The following is a 17,283-nucleotide window of genomic DNA, read 5'->3' on the forward strand; positions in this document are numbered from 1 at the left end:
ACAAAAAACCGATGCTTGTGGCACCGGTTTTTCAATTTATATTTAATTAATTACTCGAAGTATTCTTTCATTCTTTCGAAGAAACTCTTATCATTTTTACCTGGCTGAGGCTTAAAGTTTGGCGATTCGCGTAATTTCTCTAAAGCATTACGTTCGTCGCTACTTAAAGCTTTTGGTGTCCAGATATTGATGTGGATAATCTCATCACCTCTGTGGTATGAGTTTACTTCAGGCAAACCTTTACCTTTTAAGCGCAATAATTTTCCGCTTTGGGTACCTGGTTCTATTTTTATTTTTGCTTTACCATCAATGGTTGGTACTTCGATACTCATTCCTAAAGCAGCATCAACAAAACTTAAATGTAAATCGTACACAATGTTATTGCCTTCGCGTTTTAAAGTTTCGTGCGGGGTTTCTTCAATTAAGATAATTAAATCGCCCGGGATACCGCCATTAGGTGCCGCATTTCCTTTTCCGCTCATGCTTAACTGCATACCTTCACTTACACCTGCAGGAATATTGATGGTAATGGTTTCTTCGCCACGTACCACACCATCGCCATGGCAAACTGAACATTTAGCCGTAATTTGTTGACCGCTACCGTTACAGGTAGGGCAGGTAGATGCCGTTTGCATCTGGCCTAAAATGGTATTGGTTACTCTACGCACCTGGCCGCTGCCACCGCAGGTACCACAGGTACTTACCGATGATTTATCTTTTGCGCCAGAGCCATCGCAGGTTTTACAAACGATTAGTTTATTAACCTTGATTTTCTTTTCTGCACCATGTGCAATTTCTTCAAGTGTTAATTTAACTTTTATGCGCAGGTTGGAACCTTTAGCTACCCGACGACCGCCACGTTGCTGACCGCCACCGCCGCCACCAAAAAAGCTTTCGAAAGGATTGTGACCACCAAAAACATCGCCGAAATTGCTAAAAATATCGTCCATGTTCATGCTGCCACCGCCGTAGCCGCCACCGCTTGCGCCACCAACACCAGCATGACCATATTGATCATAACGCTGTTTTTTCTCCGCACTACTTAAAACCTCGTAAGCTTCGGCAGCTTCCTTGAATTTATCTTCAGCAGCTTTATCTCCCGGGTTTTTATCTGGGTGATATTTAATCGCCATCTTGCGATAAGCTTTCTTTATCTCATCAGCGGCTGCGCCCCTAGTTACGCCTAATACGTCGTAATAATCTCTTTTACTCATCTTCTTTATAAAATGATTAAATGATTGAGTAATGGCATGAGAGAATGTTAATTCAATCATTCAAAATTCAATCATTCAATAATTATTTCTTACGCTCCAACTACAACTTTGGCGAAGCGGATTACATTATCATTTAAGGTATAACCTTTTTCAACTTCATCAATCACTTTCCCTTTAAGATCATCGCTAGGCGCAGGGATATTGGTAATTGCTTCGTGGAAATCGGTATTGAAAGGCTGACTAATACTTTCTACATCTTTCAAACCTTTTTGTGCTAAGGTGTTTTTAAGCTTGGTGCTTACCAGTAAAATACCTTCTTTAACCGGGGCAACGTCAGCAGCAGTTTCCATTGCTTTTAATGCGCGGTCGAAATCATCTAAAACAGGTAAAAGTGACACAATTACATCTTTACCAGCAGTTTGTAATAATTCTACGCGTTCTTTTTGTGTACGACGTTTATAATTATCAAACTCAGCATATAAACGTAAATATTTGTCGTTAAGCTGTTGAACTTCGGCTTGCAACTTTTCTTCTGCAGATAGTTCAGGTGCCTGTTCTGTTTCAGCGGTAGGAGCATCAGTATTCTCTACATTCTCAGCAGTATTTTCTGATGTATTTTCAGGATTCATTATATTTTCTTCTTTATCGTTATTTTTCTTCTTATTAAACATAATACTGGGCTGAATTTTTTTGTGTTAATCTCAACTATTTTGCCATAAACGGAAATCAGCCAAGCTGTCAGATTTATTTGTATTTATCTGAACAGATTGGCTGATTAGCTGACGGATGTCAGAATTTTTTATACGATTTGTGCATCTTCATGCACCACTCCATTCTCACATTTAATAATGCGCGAAGGGAAAGTGCGGATGATGTGGTAATCGTGTGTAGCCATTAACACCGCAGTTCCGGCCTGGCTGATTTGTTTTAATAGGGTTACAATTTCTTCTGATGTTTCCGGATCTAAATTCCCGGTAGGCTCATCAGCCAGGATTATTTCCGGATCATTTAACAAAGCCCTGGCTATAACAATACGTTGCTGCTCACCACCAGAAATTTCGTGCGGCATTTTTTTGATTTTAGAACGTAAACCTACTTTGTCCAAAACATCTTTAATGCGCTCATTAATTAGTTTTTCATCTTTCCAGCCTGTTGCCTTAAGCACAAATTCAAGGTTTTTTTCGATGGTTCTGTCGGTAAGCAATTGAAAATCCTGGAAAACTACACCCAATTTACGGCGTAAAAACGGCACCTGACTTTCTTTTAGGTTTTTAAGGTCGAAACCGGCAATATTGCCTTCACCATTACCAATATGTAGGTCGCCATATAATATTTTAAGCAAACTACTCTTGCCCGAACCTGTTTGACCGATTAAGAACACAAATTCGTCTTTTTCGATGTGTAAATTTACGTTTGAGAGGACTAAATGTTTTTGTTGAAAAACATCAACATTGCTTAAATGAATTACTGAGTTGCCTGCCATATTATATTTCTAATTTTGCAATCTGCCCGAAAGGCAAATCTTTAACCATTTCCATAATGTAATCTTGCTTGTCGCCAAGTCCGAGTTTTTCCAGCGATTTATCAGGTCTGTCCACCCTAAAATAAGCTAAAAGTGTAAACTTGTCATCTCTTAACTGTACGTAATCTGGAATTTTGGCTATGCCTTTAACTTTAACGATATACATTGTGTCCAAAAATAGCATTTCCAAATGATAAGCGAAAGTAAGAAGTCCTTTTTATCTCATCAGCATTACCCAGCCGGTATAGGTTTTAAAATCTTTATTTAAATAAATGCTGTAATAATAGGTTGCCGGAGGAAGATCTTTTCCATTCATTTTACCATCCCAGGGCTTAAAGGTACCTGTACTTTGATATACTAGCTGACCATAACGGTTGCTTACTCTTACAATCGGATTCGGGAAAGACGAAACAGTTGGAATATTCCAGGTATCGTTTACATTATCACCGTTCGGACTAAATGTGTTGGGAATGACTACTTTTGGATAAACCTTGATGAAAACCTCATCATTGCTACTGTTACAGCCTAAATTTGAACTGGCATGTAAAGTATAGGTAATGTCTTCAGTTGGGGTAGCAATGGGATGGAGTTTGGTCGGGTCGTCAAGATAATCTGATGGTGTCCAATAATAACTGACGTTATCACCGCTTATTTTGCCATTTAAGGTGATGTTTTGTCCAGTTACGATCTTCTGATCTGTACCTGCATCAGCTTTTGCATTTTTATTTACATTGACGGTAATTTCTGCTTCAGCCGAACATCGTCCGTCTGAAACCTCAACAGTATAGGTAGTTGTTTCAGTTGGTGAGGCTATTGGGTTTGCGATTTGAGGATCTGACAAACCTTTTGATGGGCGCCAAAGATAGGTTGAGCCACCTGACGCTTCTAACTGAACAGATTTACCTTCACAAATGCTTGCTGTTTGGATGTTGGTTATTGGGATTATTGGATCTAAAACCTCAACAATTGTTGTTGCCGGAGATGTACACCCATTTGTAGTCACCTGAACAGTGTATGTACCTGCCATTAATTTGGTTGCATTGGCAATTGTTGGATTTTTCTCTGCAGAAAGAAATTGACCATCCGGACCATACCATTTATAACTTGTTCCGCCAGATGCATTTAGCTGGATGGTACCACCACTGCAAACTGGACTAATATTTTCTGCTTTGGCTATTGGAAGTGGGTTTACCGTAACCTTTATCGGCTCCGATATTGCCCTGCAGTAAGTTCTGTCAATATTGCCATTCATAGCTGTAATTAACCGATATTGATAAGTGCCTGGTATTCGATTTGAAAAATCTATCGAAGCTTGTTTGGTGGTTTTGCCAACGATGTCAGTCCAGCCGCTACCCGTATTTTCCTGCCATTGGTAAACTGCGTTTGCATAACCTGCAGTAATATTCGCATCTAAAATGAAATTGCTGGTATTTCCTTCACACATACTTAATAATGAGACATTCGAGTTGAAAAATGGGGCGATGGCTGGACCGCAAGCTTGTACGGTGATATCATCCAAAGCAAAATCGTTGCCGCTATTTGTTGGTGTTCTGTTAATGAGTTGTAAGGTTATGGTGGAGCTGTTGCCATTGGTAAAGTCGATAGAATATTGATGCCATGTAAGATCTGCGGGTACATTTCCGGTGGGTTGCTCGTTTAATACATTGCCATTGGGATCGGTGATCCGCAAGCTCATGTTTGGGGTTTGGGCATTGGCAGTCGGCGAATTTGCATTTAACACCCAGATTGATAAGCGCAAAATAGTATTTGGACAAAGATTATCCATTTGCTGCTCAAAAAATACAGTTTGCGTAGCAATTCCATCAATTAGAAGCATCAAACCATTAGGATCTCCGGTATGATCGGCATGCGGCTGCCAATAAATGGGGTATGGATTACCAGGAGTAGCAGGTGTTTTAACCAAGCCCGATTGGTTGGCCGTTAAATTACGTGGGCTTACTCCCGGAGGACCAACAAAAGTTGTATAAGTAGAGGCGCCTGGTGCATATTGTGCTAATGGGCCATACCAGCTATCTGTACTATTTCCCTGCCCAAAGGTTTGACTAATAAGCGGTGATCCGAAAGTCCCACTACAAAGCTGCGCTTTTGCAAAATTTGCAAACAGGAGGATAGTAAGAAAACATAACGCTTTTAATAGAGAGTGCATCTACTGGCTCAGGTTTATGCAATATTAAATAAATTTAGAATTTAAATTGCCATCAATAAGCAAAGTCACTCAGCAATATTAGTTTAAACCATTCAAAAACGCTACGGTATTTACATTATCTGCATAATCCCAAAGTTTTGGATGCTGGCTTTGACCAAAACCAAAAGTGTTTAAATTTAAAGGCAATTGGCTTATCACACACTGGATGTTCTCTAATTTATCCTTTAATTTATCTTCTACTTGCTGGAGGTTATCATATTCTTCATAAAAAAGAACGGCTAAAGGTGATGTTAGGCTTTCATCTTCTTTTAATAACAAAAAACCATTATCGAAGTGTTTAGCCGCATTAACGAGATAGATCGACTTATTGTAATCGTAGTTATTATTGTATTTAAAGTGGTTAATAATTGGCTGAAAACTTTCTATGCCTTCGTAAAAATTAGCAATATGGTACCCTTTTGGGAAATAGATTTTAGAAACATTTCTACAGCCTAAACCAAAATAATCAAAAATATCGTTGCCCAGGTTTTGAATATCTTCGAAACTTTCCGAGCCATCTAAAACTGCAACACTGTTTCTGTTTTTTCGGATAATGTTGGGTACTTTACTGAAATAATAATCAAAATAGCGTGATGAGTTATTGCTTCCGGTAGCGATAACAGCATCAAAGTCTTTTAAACGCTCCACATATTCTATTCTATCTTCGAAAGATGGTTCTATTTTAATGAGTTCAGCAATTACAGCTTTAATTAATTTATCATCGGCTGAAGAAAGTTTGATTAAAGCAATATTACCTGTGGCCAATACACTTAAAACATCATGCAAACCCACCAGTGGGATATTGCCTGCCAGGATTAAACCAACCTTTTTTGGGGATGTGCTAAACCTGATCGATTTAAACCAAACCGTCAAATCGACATCATTTAACTGCTCAGCAAAAGATAAAATAGATTTTTTTATGTTTTCTGCAGTAAACCATGCATTAGTGCTTTCAGCACTATAAAACGCATTTCCTAGTATGTCAGTAGGGTTTGTAAGCAATTTACCTAGTTTGCTAAATGCGGTTATTGCTTTTTCTTGAGTTAATGCTGACATATTTAGAATTATTATTAAGTGATTATATATTATATTTGCATCGCAAAGGTAAACTAAGCAAAAGAATTAGACGAAAACATGGCGATTAAAATAACAGATGAGTGTATAAATTGTGGGGCTTGCGAACCGGAATGTCCTAACAACGCAATTTACGATGCCGGTACTGCATGGCGTTTTTCTGATGGTACTAACTTAAATGGTATCATTGATTTTGGTAATCAACAAATTGAAGCTGATGCCGCTCAGGAAGCAGTTTCTGATGAAGTTTATTACATTGTATCCGACAAGTGTACAGAATGTAAGGGCTTTCATGATGAGCCTCAGTGTGCGGCAGTTTGCCCGGTTGATTGTTGTGTAGATGACGAAGACATCCGCGAAACAGAAGAAGAATTATTGGCTAAAAAAGCCTGGTTACACCAGGAAGGATAAGCCTTTATTAAATATTTACAAGGAAAGTCTCGCATAATGTGAGACTTTTTTGTTTAAGAGAATTGGAGGTTTTCAGTTTGCCGTTTTCAGTTAGCAGTTTGCAATTTAGCTAAAACAGACTCACAAATTAACAAGGAGGTGTTTTTCTGTCATGCTAACTTACAAATGACAATGTTCAATGCCATCACTAAACCTTAATGTTCTTAACTTCTTAATGGTCAAAGATTGAAACAGCAACTAATAAGGAATAAAGCAGTTTTCAGTAAGCAGTTTGCAATTGGCAGTTTAAAGTTACCATAACTAATGGCTAATGAACCAATGAACTAATCTACATCACATTTATTCGGGATAATCAAAACAGGGCAGGCAGATTTACGTGCTACGTGTTCCGCAACGCTACCCATTAAAAAGTGATACAAACCCGTACGGCCATAAGTACCGATTACAATTAAATCAGATCCCCACTCATCAGATTGCTGAATAATGCCATGTGCTGCGGTATCAACAATACTTAAATATGTGGTTTTTGCACCTTTACTGTATTTGGTCTCCATTTCTTTCAGCAGAATATGGCTGTTCTCTTCGCTGTTATCATAAGTTTCCAAAAAAACCGGTGCCAGGGTTAAATCAGGATTTACATTAGCCGGGATAGGTTCGATAATATTAACCAAAGCTACTTCTGCTCCAAATTTTTCAGCCATGTCGTAACCGGCTTTTGCCGCTTTTTCTGAGCAGGTACTATTATCAACGGCAATTAATATTTTTTTAAAATTCATGGCGAGCATATTTAAAAGGTGATCATCATAAAAATAACAAATTTGCAGGCAAAATGTTAGGCAATGGATGTATTTTATTAGTTTTACAATAGTTTCACGAGCATATTTAAATGGAAAATCAATACGGTATTTGCAGGGTTGCTGTAGCACCCTTAAGAGCTGATGCATCAGATAAAGCAGAAATTGTTTCGCAATTGTTATTCGGCGATCATGTAGAAGTTATTCAGAAGGAAGATCGCTGGTGGCTCATTCAAAATGGCTATGATGGTTATAAGGGTTGGATGGATTTCAGACAATTGGCTCCGATTTCAGAAAACCAGTTTGCAGCAATGCACGATTGTAAATTACTTGCTCCGCTCAGCTTCAATAATGTGTTAACCGCGGCCGATGGAAGTTCGTATCATTTAAGTCCGGCAAGTAACCTCCCTTTTTTAAAAGATGGTTCTTGTTATGCAGGTGAAGAAAAATTTAAAGTGAATTTCGAAGCATACGATAATAGTGCTGTTAATTTTACTGATCAGGTAACCGAAACAGCTAAATTCTTTCAAAACATTCCATATTTATGGGGCGGAAGGCATTTGTTTGGCTTAGATTGCTCTGGTTTTGTACAAACCGTATTTAAAATGTTAGGCATTAAGTTAAATCGCGATGCTTCACAACAGGCAGAACAAGGCGAATTAGTGGGCTTTCTGGCCGAATGTAAAGCCGGTGATGTTGCTTTTTTTGATAACGATGAAGGCCGGATTACCCATGTGGGCATTATGTTGAGCCCGAATGAAATTATCCACTCCTCAGCAAAGGTTAAAATTGATCCGATTGATGACCAGGGGATTTTTAATAAAGAACTGGGTAAATATTCTCACAAGCTGAGAATTATTAAACGCTTTGTGGAATAGTAGGGGATAAAGCGACCTCACCCTGGATTTATTTCAGGGTCTTTATTATATCAGGAAAGATGCTGAACTAAATTCAGCATGACGATAGCTTATCGATATTACAATAACTAGCCTTCCATTTCCCAAATCATTACCTGTCTGTCGTCTCCAGTAGAAATGAGGCATTTACCATCGTGGCTCCAGATAATTTTATTAATAGAATGGGTATGACCGGTACCTGCCTTTTCTAAGCTTAAAATCTTGTACAATTTAAAATTTTCTGCATCCCACAGTTTAATGCTTTTATCCTGACTGCTTGTAGCGAAATAGGGAAGGGAAGGATGAAAGGCAATGTCGTAGACAGTAAACATGTGCGCCGGAACGGTTTCCCTAAGTTCGTAATTGGGCAGATCCCATATTTTTAATTGGGCATCCCTGCTTCCCGAAATCAGGTATTTACCCGTTGGATGATAAGCCAAAGAAGTAACAGGTAATGAATGTCCTTCCAGAGATTGTTTTAAGCTGTAGTCTGCGAGGTTATAAATCCTGATCAGATGATCCTTACAACCAAAAGCCACTTCGCTTTCATTAGGTGTAATGGCAATGGCCCTAACCGTATCATAGGCCACCTGAAAACGGTAGATCTCCGTGAAATCGTTCAGCGACCAAACCGCAACCGTTCCATCTTCGCCGGTGGTTAAAAGTTCATTTTTACCTTTTACCGTTTGTATGTTGAAAATGGGTTTGGTATGCGCATTTATTCTGGCAATTACTTTCTGATCATTGAAGTCATAAACGCTAAAAGCACCACTACGTTCTCCAATAAATAATTGCTTATTGTAATAATGTAAACAATAAACCGAGCTCTGTACTGGCATTTTCACCTTTACAAAAGCCATGGTATGTAATGACCACTCTACAACACCCTTATCGTTCCCTGCGCTAAAAAATATACCATCCTCATCCGAATTGGCTAAAGCGTAAACAGGGTTTTGGTGTCCGGGAAGGGTTTGTAGGTGTTTGAGCATTTCTTGAGGTTTAGGGTTTAAGGTTTAGGCTATAAGGTTAGGCAGCTAGCACCTTAAACCTTAGGCCTTTTACCTCAAACCTTTATTGGTGTCTTTTTTCTAAATTCTTAGCTATATCCTGGATAGATAAGCCTTTTTCTTTCAATAAAAACAATAGGTGAAAAACAAGATCTGATGCTTCTCCAATGAGTTCTTCTTCCGTTTCAGCAAGTGCAGCAATAACCGTTTCTACACCTTCTTCCCCAACTTTTTGGGCAATCTTATTCAAACCTTTGTTGCGCATTTTGTTGATATAAGATCCTTCAACGGGGTTTTCGTATCGATCGTTGATGATGTTTTCGAGTTCGAAAATGAAATTCTGGTTGTAATCCGTTTTAAAACAGCTGCGGCTACCTGTATGGCAGGTTGGACCAACAGCGTCGGCTTTAATCAGGATTGTATCATGATCACAATCTACAAAAAGCTCTTTTACATAAAGAAAATTGTTGCTGGTTTCACCTTTAGTCCAAAGGCGGTTTTTAGAGCGTGAGAAGAATGTTACTTTGCCTTCGGCCTGTGTTTTTTCCAGCGCTTCGGCATTCATATAGCCCAGCATTAAAACCTCCAAAGTTTTGTAATCCTGAATGATTACAGGGAGTAAGCCAGCTGTTTTATCCCAATCAAGAGATGATGTATCGATATTCATTTTTATGATGTTTCCGTCATTGCGAGGCACGAAGCAATCTTACTACTTTTGCAGGTTTCGAACCCATAGCATTAGGATTGCTTCGTGCCTCGCAATGACGAGTTAACTATTATATTCTTACCGGAATGTTATTCCTTTTTAATTCTTGTTTTAAATCAGGGATCAGGATTTCGCCGTAATGAAATACCGAAGCTGCAAGTGCGGCATCAACATTGGCTTTTTGAAAAACCTCGGTAAAATGCGCCATGTTGCCTGCTCCACCTGATGCTATAATCGGGATATTGATCATTTGGTTTACTTTACTAAGCAATCCACAATCAAAACCAGCTTTGGTACCATCGTGATCCATCGAAGTTAAGAGGATTTCTCCTGCGCCTAAATCTTCTGCCTGTTTAATCCAGTTTTCGGTTTCCAGCTCGGTAATTAGCCTTCCTCCATTTAAGTGAACCATGTTTTTACCATCCACATATTTGGTGTCGACAGCTAAAACCACAAATTGTACCCCGAAAGTTTTAGCGAGGTCTTCAATTAACTTTGGATTTCTAACCGCGGCCGAATTGATACTGATTTTATCTGCACCCGCATTTAATAAAGCTTCGGCATCAGCAATTTCGGTTATTCCCCCGCCAATGGTAAAAGGAATGTTTAATTGCCTCGCAACCGATTTAACCATTTCAATCATCGTTTTACGACGCTCGTGCGTAGCCGTAATATCCAGGAAAACCAATTCGTCGGCACCTTGTTGTGCATATTGCGCCGCCAATTCAACCGGATCACCAGCATCGCGTAAATCAACAAAGTTTACACCTTTTACCGTACGGCCATCTTTAACGTCTAAACAAGGGATTATTCTTTTACTAAGCCCCCCGCCCCCTAAAGGGGGAGATGCAAATTGCTTAGCCTGTATGGCTTCTTTTATCTTTTCCAAAACTGAGTCTAAATTATTGTAAAGTTCAGCGTTTTTAAATCTAATTACCCTAATCCCAAATTGCTCCAGAGCTTTTTGCCTTTCAATATCATTATTGAGGACTTCTGGCAGGTCATGAATGCTCCCGTCTAATTCAATGATTAATTTTGCTTCATGACAGTAAAAATCAGCTATAAAGTATGAAATAGGGTGTTGTCTTCTAAATTTAACGCCTAATTGCTTGTTACTGATTACTTGCCATAGTAAATTTTCGGCTTCAGTGACCTTATTTCTTAAGCGTTTCGCATTTTCAAAAATTATATGTGACGCACCATAAAACATATTGGGCTCATTAACTTGTAAAAAATCAAAATCGTCCTCATATATTTCGTAGTTCATCTTTTGTTGATGCTATTAGCTCCCCCTTCAGGGGGCTGGGGGGGTTAGATACTAGACAACGCCTTCAAATTCCACTCTTTAATCTCTTCGATGGTAATGCGGTCTTCGTAAATTGCTTTTCCAACTACTACACTTCTAATCGGGTACTTGGCCAGGTCGTAGATATCCTGCATCGAACTTACACCACCTGAAGCAATCAGTTTAATCATCGGCGAATGTTCAAGCAGTTTTTCGTATAAATCGATAGCAGCCCCGCCTAATTTTCCATCTTTGCTGATATCAGTACATAAGAAACGGAAAAAGCCTAGCGAGAGACATTTGTCAACGTAATCCATCAGTTTAATCGGCGAACTTTCCATCCAGCCAGAATATTTTATGACTTCATCCAAAACATCAATTGCAATCACAATACGGTTGGCGTAATCGTCTTTTTTAGCAAAAGCCTCGCTGAGTTGAGGTAAGAAATCAGGATTGGTAATGGCCTGTGTACCTACAATTACGCGGTGAATACCAGCATCAAGCAAATTGGTCACCTGCTCTATGGTTCTGATCCCACCACCATACTGCACTTTCATTTCGGTTTTTTTAATAATCTCGAAAAGTGTTTTTTGATTGCTAAAATCTCCTTTGGCGCCGTTTAAATCGATAATATGAATGAAATCGGTGCCATTTGAACGGTATTTCTCTATCATTTCGGGGATAGAAACAGCATACTCTGTTTTTTGGTTGTAATCGCCTTCACGAAGACGGACAACTTTTCCATCCAAAATATCAATAGCAGGTATTATGTACATTTTATAAGCTTAAATTTGAAAAATTTTTTAATACTAGTTCGCCGGCTTTTCCCGATTTTTCGGGGTGAAATTGAACGCCGTAAAAATTATCTTTTTGTACCGCTGCCGAAAACTTTAAACCATAATCAGCAGATGCGATGTCAAAAGTAGGGTTATATTCAATAAAGTACGAATGCACAAAGTAAAATTGTGTATTATCTTCAACACCTTCAAATAATGAATTGTTTTTCGGACTCACGGCATTCCAACCCATGTGTGGTATTTTGATATTCAGTGATTTATCGAATTTTTTGGTTTTAACCGGAACGATATTTAAAAGCGCGGCATCGCCCTCTTCCGAATGTTCGGTAATGAGCTGCATGCCCACACAGATACCGAGGACTGGTTTTGTTAGTTTTTTAATCGCCTCTACCAAACCTGTTCCTTTCAGTTTTTCCATGGCAGCACCCGCATGACCAACACCAGGGATGATGATGTGGCTATATTTTTCGAGGTCACTTTCTGTATTTACCATGCCATAGGTTACATTTAAGCGATCTAAAGCTGCGGTAAGGGAGAAAATGTTGCCCGCTCCGTAATTTACTATTCCAACCCCTAAATCCCCTGAAGGGGACTTTGAATTTCTATCGTTCATGTTATTGTTTATAACGAATTTATCTTAACGTCAATTTGCTGTCTTCTCCCCTTTAGGGGCTGGGGGTTACAAGAGTCCCTTTGTGCTCGGCAATACCATTTTCTCGGCATCGCGTTTAATGGCCATTTTAATGGCTTTGGCGAAGGCTTTAAAAATAGCTTCAATTTTATGGTGCTCGTTATCGCCTTCTGCTTTCACATTTAAGTTGCATTTTGCGGCATCGCTAAACGATTTAAAGAAGTGATAGAACATTTCTGTCGGCATATCGCCAACTTTTTCGCGTTTAAATTCAGCATCCCAAACAATCCAGTTTCTTCCACCAAAATCAATGGCTACCTGTGCCAGGCAATCGTCCATTGGTAAGCAAAAACCATACCTTTCAATGCCTAATTTGTTGCCTAAACCTTTGGCAAAGGCTTCGCCTAAGGCAATACCCGTGTCTTCTATGGTGTGGTGCTCGTCAATATGTAAGTCGCCTTTTGCAATTACTTCTAAATCTACACTTCCATGTCTGGCAATCTGATCAAGCATGTGATCGAAAAAGTTTAAACCCGTTTCAATCTTGGCCTTTCCTGTGCCATCCAGATCGAGGTTGATGGTAATATCAGTTTCATTGGTTTTGCGTTCGTGGTGAATTTTTCTGCTTCCTGCTTTTAACAGGTTGTAGATATCTTCCCATTTCTTGGTTTCCAGAATGATCACATCCAATAAAGTTTCGTGTTTATCCAAGGCTTCTGTCGAACCTAAGGCATCATTCTGGCGGAGGAAAATTGCTTTAGCGCCTAAGTTTTTGGCCAAAACCACATCATTCAAACGATCGCCGATCACGAAAGAGTTTTTCAGGTCGTAATCTTCACTGAAATATTTGGTTAATAAGGCCGTACCTGGTTTACGCGTAGGGGCATTGTCTTTAGCAAAAGTTCTATCAATTACAATCTCACTGAAATGAACGCCTTCACCTTCAAAAGTATCCAACATAAAATTGTGGATCGGCCAGAAATTTTCTTCAGGATTTGAAAGTGTTCCCAATCCATCCTGATTGGTCACCATCACCAGTTCGTAATCTAATTCGGCCGCAATTTTCGATAAATAATATAAAGAGCGCGGATAAAATTTAAGCTTTGCAAAACTATCTACCTGTTCATCATCAGGCTCGATGTTTAACGTACCATCGCGGTCTATAAATAATACTTTCTTCATTTTAAAAATTTTCTAGAACAGTTAATAGTTTATCGTTTTCTTCTTTTGTACCCACGGTAATCCTTAAACAGCCTTCGCATAAAGTTACTTTAGAACGGTCGCGAACGATGATGCCCTGATCAACCAATGTATCGTAAATTTTTAATGCATCGGTAACTTCTGTCAGGATAAAATTAGCATCAGAAGGATATACTTTTTTAACAATATTGAGTGCAGTTAAAGCCTTACTTAAACGGTCTCTTTCTGCCACAGATTCTTTAATCCAATCGTTCACCTGAGCGATGTTTTTTAAGGCTTCAAAAGCTAAATCCTGAGTGGCCTGATTGATGTTGTAAGGTGGTTTGATTTTGTTCAAAACATCGATCACTTTCGTGGAAGAAAATGCCATGCCTAAACGTAATGCGGCAAGTCCCCAGGCTTTCGAAAAAGTTTGTAAAACCACCAGGTTTCCGTACTCGGTTAGCTCCTGAATAAAGGTCTTCTGACGGGCGTAATTAATGTACGCTTCATCCACCACAACGATGCCATTAAAGTTGGCTAAAATGGTTTCAATATCTTCACGGTTTATCGAATTTCCGGTTGGATTATTTGGCGAACAAATGAAGATTAATTTGGTGTTTTTATCAATCGTTTCTGCAATCTTTTCCATGTCAAGTTGGAAGTTAGGAAGCAGGCTCACTTTGCGTATTTCAACATCATTTATGTTAGCCGAAACTTCATACATTCCATAGGTTGGTGGCAGCACAATGACATTGTCTTTTCCAGGGTTACAAAAAGCGCGGAACAATAAATCTATCGCTTCATCGCTACCGTTTCCTAAAAAAGTGTTCTCAATGGGCACGCCTTTTATTTTGCTGATTGCATCCTTCAAATCCAGTTGTAATGGATCAGGATAACGATTATAATTTGCTGGTAATGGCGAACCATAACTGTTTTCGTTTGCATCTAAAAATACTGATGCCTGACCTTTGAATTCGTCCCTGGCGGTAGAGTAGGGGCGAAGGTTTTTTATATTTTCTCTTACTAAATCGTTAATGTCCATTTTAATATTTTTATTCCTCACCCTGAATTTAGTTCAGGGTCTTTTTATTATATAGATGCTGAAATAAATTCAGCATGACGGCCTCACTATATAGGTTTACCTTAATTTAATTCTTCAATCTAATACTCACCGCATTCTTATGCGCTTCTAGTCCTTCTGCTGCGGCAAGTATCTCAACTGTACGGCCTATGTTGTTTAATCCTGTTGCAGAAAGGTGCTGAAAGGTGATTTTTTTCAGAAAAGCATCAGTAGATACACCCGAATAAGCCTTTGCGAAACCACTGGTTGGTAAGGTATGGTTCGTTCCGGAAGCATAATCGCCAGCACTTTCTGGTGTAAGGTTACCCAAAAACACCGATCCTGCATTGGTAATCAATGGAATAAGGCTTTGAAAATGTTCAGTAGCCAATATTAAATGCTCTGGTGCATATTCATTTGAAAATTGCATCGCCTCTTCCAGGTTTTTAGCTAAAACCGCATATGAATTGGCTATTGCCTTAGCTGCAATATCCTTTCTAGGGAGCACATTAAGCTGATTTTCAATTTCTTTTAAGGTTTCAGCGATGATCTGATAAGAAGTAGCCACTAAAATAGCCTGACTATCAGTTCCGTGTTCTGCCTGTGCAAGCAGATCAGCAGCAATAAATGAAGGGTTGGCAGTCTCATCAGCGATAACCAGTACCTCTGATGGTCCGGCAGGCATATCGATAGCTACTTTATTTTGAACCATTGTTTTTGCTGTAGTGACATAACGGTTGCCGGGACCGAAGATCTTATATACCTGTGGTACGCTTTCCGTTCCGAAAGCCATTGCAGCAACCGCTTGTGCGCCGCCAATTAAGAATACTTTTTCGATACCCAAAAGCACCGCGCAGTAGGCCAGATAACAATTGGTTTTGCCATCATTTTGTGGAGGAGAACATACCACAATTTCTTTACAGCCGGCAATGATTGCAGGGGTAGCCAGCATTAAAAAAGTACTCGGTAAAACGGCTGTTCCTCCCGGGATATAAAGGCCCACTTTTTCAATTGGCCTCGATTCGCGCCAACACATAACGCCTGGCATCGTTTCGATTTTATCTTCAGTTTTTAACTGCGACTGGTGAAAAGTTTTAATGTTTTGATAGGCCGTATCAATCGCTTTTTTTGCTTCAGCCGGAATGTTAGAGGCAATTGATTTTAATTCTTCAGCATCCAAAAACAGCTTCTCCAAATCAACTTTATCAAACGCTTTTGCGAAGTTGAAAAGTGCCTGGTCGCCATCTTTTTTTACCGTGCTGATGATGTCGGTTACCCGTTCTTCAACCAGTTTGTCGTCTTCAATCTGCCTTGAACAAAGTTCTTCAATTTTTGATTTAGATAAATCTGTATAATTGTAGATTTTCAATGTTTTATAATTTAAAATTAACTAATAGTTAATGTGAATTTAAACGATTTTATCTGATTATTTTCTCGATTGGCATTACTAAAATACCCTCAGCACCTGCTGCTTTTAAACTGTTGATTTTATCCCAGAAGTCTTCTTCAGCAATTACAGAATGAACGGCTACCCAGTTCGGTTCGAAGAGTGGAACCACGGTTGGACTTTTTACACCTGGCAGTAAATCGACTACCTTTTGAAGGTTATCTTTTGATACATTTAGTACCACGTATTTGTTCGATTTTGCACTAAGTACAGAGCGGATGCGTTGAAGCAATTCTGCAACTTCAGGATTATCAGCTATCGATTTATTTCCAATTAAAACGGCTTCCGATTGCATTACATCAGCGAATGGTTTTAGGCCATTGCTCTTTAATGTTCCACCGGTTGATACGATATCAAAAATGGCATCACTTAAGCCTAAACCCGGACCAATTTCTACCGATCCTGAAATGGTTCTGATATCAGATTTGATACCTTTTTCCTGTAAGAATTTTTCGAGGATTACGGGATAAGATGTCGCAATAGCTTTGCCATTTAACTCCTCTAATTTTTGGATATTACTGGTGGCCTGAACCGCGATTTTTAAAGTGCATTTTCCGAAACCTAATTTTTGCAGATAATCAACTTCTGCTTTGGTTTCTACAATTACATTTTCGCCAACGATACCCAGATCGGCAATGCCATCTTGTACATATTCAGGAATATCATCATCGCGAAGGAAAAGAATTTCTAAAGGAAAATTGGTAACGGTTGAGATGAGTGAGCTTTTGTAGTTTTCGAAAGATAAACCACAGTTTTTAAGTATTTCTACAGATTTTTCGTTTAACCTACCCGACTTTTGGATAGCGATTTTAAGTGTTTTCAAAGTATTGAATATAGAGTGAACAAGAAATTATTTTACGGAAAAAAGTTTTGAAGTACAAAACAAACATATCATATCGCCTATCGGCGATGGTGTAAATGTAAGTGATGGTTCAAAGTTAAATTCATAAATTATTTCTGCCAGTATCAATGCTTTAGCTGATAAGCGCTGGCAAATATAGTGTTTGAAATGGGAAAACAAAAAATAATGGCACTTAATTTGCCATTATGC

18 protein-coding genes are annotated in these 17,283 nt (G+C 39.0%); 2 read left to right on the forward strand and 16 right to left on the reverse strand.

Going from position 1 to position 17,283, the window contains the following annotated elements; all coding sequences use genetic code 11:
- Positions 1–50 precede the first annotated feature (50 nt).
- The 6 genes from CA265_03555 to CA265_03580 form a co-directional block, all read right to left on the reverse strand.
- Positions 51–1,214, reverse strand: a complete 1,164-nt coding sequence (locus CA265_03555) for a molecular chaperone DnaJ (protein ARS38806.1) — start codon at positions 1,212–1,214, stop codon at positions 51–53.
- An 89-nt stretch (positions 1,215–1,303) separates the two neighbouring features.
- Positions 1,304–1,885 (reverse strand): nucleotide exchange factor GrpE, encoded by a 582-nt coding sequence (locus tag CA265_03560; GenBank protein ID ARS38807.1) that lies wholly within the window; start codon positions 1,883–1,885, stop codon positions 1,304–1,306.
- 128 nt (positions 1,886–2,013) lie between these two features.
- Positions 2,014–2,697, reverse strand: coding sequence for a phosphonate ABC transporter ATP-binding protein (locus tag CA265_03565; GenBank protein ARS38808.1), 684 nt, complete (start codon positions 2,695–2,697; stop codon positions 2,014–2,016).
- Position 2,698: 1 nt separating this feature from the next.
- Positions 2,699–2,902 (reverse strand): fructose-6-phosphate aldolase, encoded by a 204-nt coding sequence (locus tag CA265_03570; GenBank protein ID ARS38809.1) that lies wholly within the window; start codon positions 2,900–2,902, stop codon positions 2,699–2,701.
- A 51-nt stretch (positions 2,903–2,953) separates the two neighbouring features.
- The gene (locus CA265_03575; GenBank protein ARS38810.1) at positions 2,954–4,903 is read right to left on the reverse strand and encodes a hypothetical protein; all 1,950 of its coding nucleotides are present in this window, start codon (positions 4,901–4,903) and stop codon (positions 2,954–2,956) included.
- 78 nt (positions 4,904–4,981) lie between these two features.
- Entirely contained in the window at positions 4,982–5,998 is a 1,017-nt protein-coding gene (locus CA265_03580) for an acyl-CoA reductase (GenBank protein ARS38811.1), read from the reverse strand.
- A gap of 78 nt (positions 5,999–6,076) precedes the next feature.
- Here CA265_03580 and CA265_03585 point away from each other — a divergent pair, with 78 nt between their 5' ends.
- Complete coding sequence (locus CA265_03585; protein ID ARS38812.1) at positions 6,077–6,427, forward strand: ferredoxin; 351 nt, start codon at positions 6,077–6,079, stop codon at positions 6,425–6,427.
- Positions 6,428–6,750: 323 nt separating this feature from the next.
- On the opposite strand, the gene CA265_03590 is transcribed toward CA265_03585, so the two are convergent.
- Entirely contained in the window at positions 6,751–7,203 is a 453-nt protein-coding gene (locus CA265_03590; GenBank protein ID ARS38813.1) for a universal stress protein, read from the reverse strand.
- A gap of 110 nt (positions 7,204–7,313) precedes the next feature.
- On the opposite strand from CA265_03590, the gene CA265_03595 reads away from it, so the two are divergent.
- Positions 7,314–8,099 carry a hydrolase gene (locus CA265_03595; protein ID ARS38814.1) on the forward strand — a complete coding sequence of 262 codons (786 nt, stop codon included), beginning with the start codon at positions 7,314–7,316 and terminating at the stop codon, positions 8,097–8,099.
- Between the two features lie 107 nt (positions 8,100–8,206).
- On the opposite strand, the gene CA265_03600 is transcribed toward CA265_03595, so the two are convergent.
- The 9 genes from CA265_03600 to CA265_03640 form a co-directional block, all read right to left on the reverse strand.
- Positions 8,207–9,106 carry a hypothetical protein gene (locus CA265_03600; GenBank protein ID ARS38815.1) on the reverse strand — a complete coding sequence of 300 codons (900 nt, stop codon included), beginning with the start codon at positions 9,104–9,106 and terminating at the stop codon, positions 8,207–8,209.
- A gap of 82 nt (positions 9,107–9,188) precedes the next feature.
- On the reverse strand, positions 9,189–9,791 hold the full coding sequence (locus CA265_03605) for a bifunctional phosphoribosyl-AMP cyclohydrolase/phosphoribosyl-ATP diphosphatase (GenBank protein ID ARS38816.1): 603 nt from the start codon (positions 9,789–9,791) through the stop codon (positions 9,189–9,191).
- A 109-nt stretch (positions 9,792–9,900) separates the two neighbouring features.
- A complete protein-coding gene (locus CA265_03610) occupies positions 9,901–11,040 on the reverse strand; it encodes an imidazole glycerol phosphate synthase subunit HisF (GenBank protein ID ARS38817.1) in 1,140 nt (379 codons plus the stop codon).
- Between the two features lie 101 nt (positions 11,041–11,141).
- Positions 11,142–11,891, reverse strand: a complete 750-nt coding sequence (locus CA265_03615; protein ARS38818.1) for a 1-(5-phosphoribosyl)-5-[(5-phosphoribosylamino)methylideneamino]imidazole-4-carboxamide isomerase — start codon at positions 11,889–11,891, stop codon at positions 11,142–11,144.
- 1 nt (position 11,892) lies between these two features.
- Positions 11,893–12,525, reverse strand: a complete 633-nt coding sequence (locus CA265_03620) for an imidazole glycerol phosphate synthase subunit HisH (GenBank protein ID ARS38819.1) — start codon at positions 12,523–12,525, stop codon at positions 11,893–11,895.
- 66 nt (positions 12,526–12,591) lie between these two features.
- On the reverse strand, positions 12,592–13,725 hold the full coding sequence (locus CA265_03625) for a bifunctional imidazole glycerol-phosphate dehydratase/histidinol phosphatase (protein ID ARS38820.1): 1,134 nt from the start codon (positions 13,723–13,725) through the stop codon (positions 12,592–12,594).
- Position 13,726: 1 nt separating this feature from the next.
- Positions 13,727–14,767: a histidinol-phosphate transaminase gene (locus CA265_03630; protein ARS38821.1), complete on the reverse strand. Its 1,041-nt coding sequence runs from the start codon at positions 14,765–14,767 to the stop codon at positions 13,727–13,729.
- Between the two features lie 106 nt (positions 14,768–14,873).
- Positions 14,874–16,154, reverse strand: a complete 1,281-nt coding sequence (locus CA265_03635; protein ID ARS38822.1) for a histidinol dehydrogenase — start codon at positions 16,152–16,154, stop codon at positions 14,874–14,876.
- A gap of 49 nt (positions 16,155–16,203) precedes the next feature.
- A complete protein-coding gene (locus CA265_03640) occupies positions 16,204–17,055 on the reverse strand; it encodes an ATP phosphoribosyltransferase (protein ARS38823.1) in 852 nt (283 codons plus the stop codon).
- Between the last annotated feature and the right edge of the window lie 228 nt (positions 17,056–17,283).

This window comes from Sphingobacteriaceae bacterium GW460-11-11-14-LB5 (assembly GCA_002151545.1).
In the GTDB taxonomy this organism is placed as follows: Bacteria; Bacteroidota; Bacteroidia; order Sphingobacteriales; family Sphingobacteriaceae; genus Pedobacter.